General features: G+C 67.4%; 8 protein-coding genes and 1 pseudogene. 6 read left to right on the plus strand and 3 right to left on the minus strand.

Annotated features, from left to right (window positions below):
- A pseudogene (locus tag ACE3TU_RS16565) lies at window positions 1–351 on the plus strand (EamA family transporter); the annotation flags it as partial.
- Window positions 352–521: 170 nt separating this feature from the next.
- Here ACE3TU_RS16565 and ACE3TU_RS16570 read toward each other — a convergent pair.
- Window positions 522–1,016 (minus strand): chemotaxis protein CheW, encoded by a 495-nt coding sequence (locus tag ACE3TU_RS16570; RefSeq protein WP_374626160.1) that lies wholly within the window; start codon window positions 1,014–1,016, stop codon window positions 522–524.
- 219 nt (window positions 1,017–1,235) lie between these two features.
- Between ACE3TU_RS16570 and clpS the strand changes: the two genes are divergently transcribed.
- The gene (gene clpS, locus ACE3TU_RS16575; protein ID WP_374626162.1) at window positions 1,236–1,535 is read left to right on the plus strand and encodes an ATP-dependent Clp protease adapter ClpS; all 300 of its coding nucleotides are present in this window, start codon (window positions 1,236–1,238) and stop codon (window positions 1,533–1,535) included.
- Window positions 1,536–1,603: 68 nt separating this feature from the next.
- On the opposite strand, the gene ACE3TU_RS16580 is transcribed toward clpS, so the two are convergent.
- Entirely contained in the window at window positions 1,604–2,662 is a 1,059-nt protein-coding gene (locus ACE3TU_RS16580; RefSeq protein ID WP_374626164.1) for an SH3 domain-containing protein, read from the minus strand.
- Between the two features lie 183 nt (window positions 2,663–2,845).
- On the opposite strand from ACE3TU_RS16580, the gene ACE3TU_RS16585 reads away from it, so the two are divergent.
- Window positions 2,846–3,349: a hypothetical protein gene (locus ACE3TU_RS16585; protein WP_374626166.1), complete on the plus strand. Its 504-nt coding sequence runs from the start codon at window positions 2,846–2,848 to the stop codon at window positions 3,347–3,349.
- 27 nt (window positions 3,350–3,376) lie between these two features.
- Here ACE3TU_RS16585 and ACE3TU_RS16590 read toward each other — a convergent pair whose 3' ends face one another.
- On the minus strand, window positions 3,377–3,643 hold the full coding sequence (locus ACE3TU_RS16590) for a DUF2277 domain-containing protein (protein ID WP_374626168.1): 267 nt from the start codon (window positions 3,641–3,643) through the stop codon (window positions 3,377–3,379).
- Window positions 3,644–3,788: 145 nt separating this feature from the next.
- On the opposite strand from ACE3TU_RS16590, the gene ACE3TU_RS16595 reads away from it, so the two are divergent.
- The 3 genes from ACE3TU_RS16595 to carB form a co-directional block, all read left to right on the plus strand.
- Complete coding sequence (locus tag ACE3TU_RS16595) at window positions 3,789–4,151, plus strand: DUF423 domain-containing protein (protein ID WP_374626170.1); 363 nt, start codon at window positions 3,789–3,791, stop codon at window positions 4,149–4,151.
- A 182-nt stretch (window positions 4,152–4,333) separates the two neighbouring features.
- On the plus strand, window positions 4,334–5,329 hold the full coding sequence (locus ACE3TU_RS16600) for a TerC family protein (RefSeq protein WP_374626172.1): 996 nt from the start codon (window positions 4,334–4,336) through the stop codon (window positions 5,327–5,329).
- Between the two features lie 156 nt (window positions 5,330–5,485).
- On the plus strand, window positions 5,486–7,086 hold a 1,601-nt coding region (carB, locus tag ACE3TU_RS16605), incomplete at its 3' end, for a carbamoyl-phosphate synthase large subunit (protein ID WP_374626174.1).

Here is a 7,086-nt window from a genome sequence, read left to right on the forward strand (position 1 = left end):
CCGAGCGAGGCCATCACCGGGTTCTGCCTCGTCACGGCGGTGCTGTCGGCGGGCTGCCACCTCGCTCTCGAGACGACGGTCTGGCCGGACGACGCCTGGCAATGGGCCGCGGTGGTCGGGCTGGGACTCGGCCCGGTGGGGCTGGCCTTCTACGTGTGGGACATCGGGGTGAAGCAGGGCGACATCCAGGTGCTGGGCGCGGCGTCCTACTCGGCGCCGCTGCTCTCGACCCTCGTCCTCGTGCTGACCGGCTATGCCGAATACAGCCACCTGCTGCTGGTCGCGGCGCTGCTGATCACGGCCGGCGCGATCCTTGCGGCCAAGGACATGCTGTTCCGGCGCGCCGCTTGACCCTCGCCGGGCCTCGACGAAACCCGCGAAGCCTCGTGGCGCTCGCCGCCTGAAACCCGGCGCCGGGGCCGTCCCGCCCCGCCTCCCGGGAGAAAATGCGTGCCGTGGGCGGATTGGGGCACCCACGGCACTTCGGCTCATGGCAGAACGCGTTGCGGACCGCGTCCGTCTCAGCCCGGGAACAGGTCCTCGAGCGAGACGATGGCGATGAGCCGATCCTCGTGGTGCACCATGCCGCGGATCTGGCCGACGGCGCTGCTGACGGCCCCGGCGGTCGGCACCGGCATCAGCGTGTCGGCACCGACCTGGATGATATCTGAAACCGAATCCACCAGGATGCCGATGGTGCGGCTGTCGAGTGCCAGCACCAGGACGACGTTGCCGCGCGCCGCCTCGAGCGGCGGACCGCCGAGCACCTGCGACAGATCGAACACCTCGACGACCTGGCCGCGGATGTCGAGCACCCCGCGGGCCCCTGCGCCGCGCCCCGGCAGCGGCGTCGTCGGCTGCCAGCTGCGAATCTCGCGGACCGCCATGATGTCGACGCCGTAGTGCCCGCCATTGCTGGTGAAGGTGACGTACTGGAGCGGCGCGCGCACGGGCTCGCCCTGCGCACCGGTGCCGGTCCGGCCAGGGCCGCCCGACGGGATCTGCGATGTCTGCATGATGGCGGGCTCCGGTCGCCGGCCCCCGACGGGGCCTCAGAGCGGGCCCTGTACACCCCACATCAGACCCGCCGGTTAACTGCACGTCTCGACTTTTATCGGATGCCGAATCCGGTTCGAACCGCTCCGTCGCCGGCGGCCTGGCGCGAGCCGGCGACGCCAGTCGGCAAGCCGGCCGCGGCGTGCTAGGCTGCGACCATGCGCACCGGACCGCTCCGCATGGCCGACACCGTTGCCAAGCCGCGCACGCGGCAGAAACTGGCGCGCCCGCCGCTGCACAAGGTGATCCTGCTCAACGACGACTTCACCCCGCGCGAGTTCGTCGTGCGCGTCCTCAAGGCCGAGTTCCGCATCAGCGAGGACCAGGCCCATCGCATCATGATCACCGCCCACACCAAGGGGGCCTGCGTGGTCGCGGTGTTCACCCGCGAGATTGCCGAGAGCAAGGCGACCCGGGCCACAGAGATGGCGCGGGCCGAGGGCTTTCCGCTGCTGTTCACCACCGAACCCGAGCAATAGCCGGAGCCGAAACGACGACGGCCCGGAGCAGATGCCCCGGGCCGTCAGGTGTCGGATGTTCGACGGGCTCAGTCGGCCCAGGTGCCGTAGCCGATCTTCATCGTCGTGCCGACGAAGCCGTTGACGCGGAACTGCGAGATGCGGTTCTGGTTGGTCTTGACGCACACATAGGTGCCCGGCGGGATATCGGCCAGCGGGATAGAGTCGTTGGTCATGTCGGTGGTCGAGCAGCCGGCATAGCCCGAGCCGTCACCGACCGCCATCAGCGCGCCATTGCGGGGCGTGATGTACTTCTCGACGGCGGAGACCGCCTGGTACCAGATGTCCGCACCCGCGGCGCCACCGGTGGTGCCGTTGTCGAGATTGGCCGTCCAGGTCTGCTGCAGATCGATCAGCCCGGTCGAGAACATTGCCGGCACATCCGGCACGGGCTCGGGCTCGGGCGCCGGCGGAGCACCGACATAGACGATCAGCGAGGATGCCTTGTCGTTGATCTGCGGCACCAGCGGCGAGGTATCGCTGTTCACGTTGCGGCAGTAGCCGGTCAGGTTGGGACCGTCGCACAGCCGCGCCTTGGCGCCGCCGAACAGCTCGACCGACGAAATCTTGTTGTTGAAGGTGGCATTGAGCGCGTTGCGGGTGCCGACGCCCATGCAGAAGGTCTGGCCGTTGAAGGCGGCGCCCACGTAGAAGCACGCCTGCGGGTCTTCCTCGTCCTCGTCATCGGCCGGCGGCGGCGGGGCCGGCGGAGGGGCGTCGCCGCAATTGATCGAGAGGCTCGGACCACCCGGTCCCATGGCAAAGCCGAACGAGCAATCCGGGTTGCTGCCGCCGCCCTCGTCCATCTCGGGCTCCTCCTCGTCTTCCGGCGCGGTGAGGTAGCTGGCGCTCACCCACCCGTCGGGCCCGTCATGCTCGACAAAGCACCAGCCCGACGGCGCGCACTCGGTGATGTCGACGATCTCGCCCGCGGTGAGCTGATCGACGATGCCGAAACCGGTGCCCGGTCCGGTGCGCACATTGACGGCGGACTTGGCCATCGCTTCGACGGCGAGCACGTTGCCCGTCGCGAGCAGCACTCCGGCGGTGCCGAGCACCAGTGCTGCAGTTGTCTGAATGAATTTCATCGTTCCCACCCCTCGTTCCTGCGCGACCCTTCGCGCTTGTGCCCATAATGCAACACAATCGCCTGAACCTATGCTGAACGAAACAGCGAGACTGTGATGCACGAACTCGGGAGACCCCTCCCGTCGTCGCGGCTGCTGAAGTATTCTCCCCTTCGACCGTCAAGCCAACTGGAGAAGTCGCCCTTGCGCCTCGTCACGACACTGAAAATCAGCGCACTCTGCCTCGCCCTCGCCGCCCTGCCTGCTCTGCCCGCCGTCGCCGGGCAGGCGGAGAACACCCTGCTCCAGAAATATGCCGGCTCGTGGAAGGGGTCCGGCAACGTCACCGGCCCCGATCCCGGCACGGTGAGCTGCAGGCTGACCATGAAGGGCACGACGCCCGGCAAGCTGACCTATACCGGCCGCTGCTCGTTCACCGCCGGTGCCGCGAGCTTCCGCGGCGGCATCGTCTACAACGATGCCAACAAGCGCTTCGAGGCGTCCTCGTCGGCCCAGGGCGTCGCCACCACCACCGTGGGCAAGCGCTCGGGCGGCGGCGTGGTCTTCTCCAGTTCCGGCATGGAAACCCGCTACGGCACGGCCTCGAGCTCCTTGTCGCTGACCGGCGGCAGCATCAAGATGAGCTTCAAGCTCGTCGACAAGGACGGCCAGACGATGGCCTCGAGCATCACCTTCGCCAAGAACTGACGAGGAACCGGCGAAGACCTGACGGACTCAGCCGTAGCGCAGACGGGCGCGCTCCCTGGCCCTGGCCGCGACAACCTCGCGGTCCCTGGCCGGGGCGCTCGTCTCCAGCTCTCCGAGCAGGCGCTTCACCACCTTCTCGATATCCTCGACCGCCGCCTCGAATGCCGCCTCGTTCACCTTGGACGGATGCGTGAACCCCGAGATCTTGCGCACGAACTGCAGCGCCGCGTCGTGCACCTCGTTGCGCGTGGCGGGCGGCTCGAAATTGAACAGCGGGCGGATGTTCCGGCACATGGCACTCTCCGGTCGGGCAAAGCGGTGGCCGATAGCGTCGCACCGGCGGTCGGGACAGGCAAGCCTTTGATCTGGCTCAACGCGTCGGCACGAACGCCGACCTAGGATTTCGACCAGATCGACTCCTCCGGACGGGCTCCCCGACATGTCCATCAACATCTGCCGCCCCCTCATTGCCGCCGCCGGCCTCGTCGGCGCGATCGGCGTCGCCGCCGCCGCCTATGCCAACCATGGCGGCAACGAAATGCTCGGCATCGCGGCGAACTTCCTGCTGTTCCACGCCGCGGCGCTGGTTGCCATCGGCGTCCTGCCCGGCCGCCCCCTCAGGGTTGCCGGCGGCGTCATCTTCCTCGGCGTCGCGCTGTTCGCCGGCGACCTGGCGATGGCCGCGCTGCAGGGCCACTCGCTGTTTCCGTTCGCCGCCCCGACCGGCGGCACGCTGATGATCCTCGGCTGGCTCGGCCTCTCGGTCGCCGCCCTGCTGCGCAGGACGCCCGCCGCGTCGTAACGGCTGCGTGATCGGGGTTGCGGTCGGCATCCGCCATGCCGATCTCAGCCGTCGCGGACCGGGCCCCTCTGACGATGTCCATCGTGATGTCGGACCGCATCGGAGCAATCGATGCCGGGCCCGACTTCCATGCTCAACGCGCCCCGCATCGCGTGCTCCTCGGCTAAACCCGCGAGGAGAACATGGATTTCAGTCTCACTGCCCCATTCCTGGGCCAGCCCATCTGGATGTGGCTCACCTTCATCGGCCTTGTCGGCCTGCTGCTCGCCTTCGACCTGGGCGTCCTGCATCGCGGCGACAAGGAGATCGGCGTCAAGGAGAGCCTGCTGCTCTCCGGCTTCTACATCGTCCTCGGCCTCGCCTTCGGCGCCTTCGTCTGGATCAATGTCGGGGCGCAGGCCGGCGTCGAGTACCTGACCGGCTTCGTCGTCGAGAAGAGCCTCGCCGTCGACAACATCTTCGTCATCGCCATGATCTTCGGCGCGCTCGCCATCCCGCGCGCCTACCAGCACCGGGTGCTGTTCTGGGGCATCCTCGGCGTCATCGTGCTGCGGGCCATCATGATCGGCTTCGGCGCCACCCTGGTCGCCGAATATGGCTGGCTGCTCTACGTCTTTGCCGCCTTCCTGATCTTCACCGGCATCAAGATGCTGTTCGCCTCCGACCACGAGCCGGACCTCGAGAACAACCGCCTGCTCAAGTTCATGCGGCGGCGCTTCCGCATCACCCCCCGTCTCGAGGGACACAGGTTCGTCGTCGTCCAGCCGCACCCGAACTCGGGCAAGCCGGTGCTGTGGCTGACCCCGCTCTTTCTGGCGCTGGTGCTGATCGAGATCGCCGACGTGATCTTCGCCGTCGACTCGGTGCCGGCCATCTTTGCCATCACCACCGACGCCTACGTGATCTACACCTCCAACATCTTCGCCATTCTCGGCCTCAGGGCGCTCTACTTCGCGCTGGCGGCCATCCTGCACCGCTTCGCCTACCTCAAGCAGGCGCTCGCCGTGCTGCTCGTCTTCATCGGCAGCAAGGTGTTCGTCGCCGACCTGCTGGGCTGGACCAAGTTCCCGGCCGAGTGGTCGCTGGGCATCACCTTCGTGATCCTCGCCAGCGGCATCGCCTACTCGCTGTGGCGCACGCGCCGGCCGGACAAGCCGGTGCTGCCGGCCGCCGAATAGGCGCCTCCTCCCTCCGCGCGGCACGTCAGCAATGTGCCGCGCGGGCTTCCCTTCGTCGGCGCCTTCGGCTAGACAGCCGCCTTAACCTACAGACTCCGCCGCCAGAACCCGCGCCTTAGCGCGTCTTTCCGCGCGCCCAGACGAGAGAGCTCCGCGATGCCCAAGCGCACCGACATCGAATCGATCCTCATCATCGGCGCGGGCCCGATCGTCATCGGACAGGCCTGCGAGTTCGACTATTCGGGCACCCAGGCCTGCAAGGCGCTCAAGGACGAGGGCTACCGCATCATCCTCGTCAACTCCAACCCGGCGACGATCATGACCGATCCCGATCTCGCCGACGCCACCTACATGGAACCGATCACCCCCGAGGTGGTCGCCATGATCATCGAGAAGGAACGGCCGGATGCGCTGCTGCCCACCATGGGCGGGCAGACCGCGCTCAACTGCGCCCTGTCGCTGAGGAAGATGGGCGTGCTCGACAAGTTCGGCGTCGAGATGATCGGCGCCGATGCCGAGGCCATCGACAAGGCCGAGGATCGCGAGCTGTTCCGCGACGCCATGAAGAAGATCGGGCTCGAGACCCCGCGCTCGATGCTGGCGCACAACACCATCGAGGCGCTGCAGGCGCTCGAGGTGATCGGGTTGCCCTGCATCATCCGTCCCTCATTCACGCTCGGCGGCACCGGCGGCGGCATCGCCTACAACAAGGAAGAATACCTCGCCATCGTCGAGACCGGCATCGACGCCTCGCCCACCGACGAAGTGCTGATCGAGGAGAGCGTGCTCGGCTGGAAAGAGTACGAGATGGAGGTTGTCCGTGACAGGAACGACAACTGCATCATCGTGTGCTCGATCGAGAACCTCGATCCGATGGGCGTCCATACCGGCGATTCCATCACCGTCGCGCCGGCTTTGACGCTGACCGACAAGGAATACCAGATCATGCGCGACGCCTCGATCGCGGTGCTGCGCGAGATCGGCGTGGAAACCGGCGGCTCGAACGTGCAGTTCGCCATCAATCCGGTCGACGGCCGCATGATCGTCATCGAGATGAACCCGCGGGTGTCGCGCTCTTCGGCCCTCGCCTCGAAGGCCACCGGCTTCCCCATCGCCAAGGTCGCGGCCCGCCTCGCCGTCGGCTACACGCTCGACGAACTCGAGAACGACATCACCGGCGGCGCCACCCCGGCCTCGTTCGAGCCGACCATCGACTACGTCGTCACAAAGATCCCGCGCTTTGCCTTCGAGAAGTTCCCCGGCGCCGACAACCGGCTGACCACCTCGATGAAGTCGGTGGGCGAAGCCATGGCCATCGGCCGCACCTTCCAGGAGAGCCTGCAGAAGGCCTTGCGCTCGCTCGAGACCGGCCTCACCGGCCTCAACGAGATCGGCATTCCCGGCTATGACGCGGGCGCCCCCGAGGACGACCGCGAGAACGCCGTGTTCGCCGCCGTGTCCACCCCGACCCCGCAGCGCCTGCTGCACGTGGCCGAGGCCATGCGGCTCGGCTTCGGCATCGAGGACATCTTCGACGCCTCCAAGATCGATCCGTGGTTCCTCGAGCAGATCAAGGGCATTGTCGACACCGAACGGAAGATACGCGAATACGGCCTGCCGGCGGACGCGCAGACCCTGCGCGGCCTCAAGGCGATGGGCTTTTCGGATCGCCGCCTCGCCGACCTCGCCGGCAAGCAGGCCAAGGATGTCCGGGCCCTCCGGCGGTCGCTCGGCATCCGGCCGGTGTACAAGCGGAT

Source organism: Devosia sp., from assembly GCF_041917035.1.
GTDB lineage: Bacteria > Pseudomonadota > Alphaproteobacteria > Rhizobiales > Devosiaceae > Devosia_A.

Coding starts and splice junctions, on each gene's coding strand:
- ACE3TU_RS16580 (WP_374626164.1), bottom strand. CDS start 2,662: ATGAAATTCATTCAGACAACTGCAGCACTGGTGCTCGGCACCGCCGGA.
- ACE3TU_RS16595 (WP_374626170.1), top strand. CDS start 3,789: ATGTCCATCAACATCTGCCGCCCCCTCATTGCCGCCGCCGGCCTCGTC.
- clpS (WP_374626162.1), top strand. CDS start 1,236: ATGGCCGACACCGTTGCCAAGCCGCGCACGCGGCAGAAACTGGCGCGC.
- ACE3TU_RS16600 (WP_374626172.1), top strand. CDS start 4,334: ATGGATTTCAGTCTCACTGCCCCATTCCTGGGCCAGCCCATCTGGATG.
- ACE3TU_RS16570 (WP_374626160.1), bottom strand. CDS start 1,016: ATGCAGACATCGCAGATCCCGTCGGGCGGCCCTGGCCGGACCGGCACC.
- ACE3TU_RS16590 (WP_374626168.1), bottom strand. CDS start 3,643: ATGTGCCGGAACATCCGCCCGCTGTTCAATTTCGAGCCGCCCGCCACG.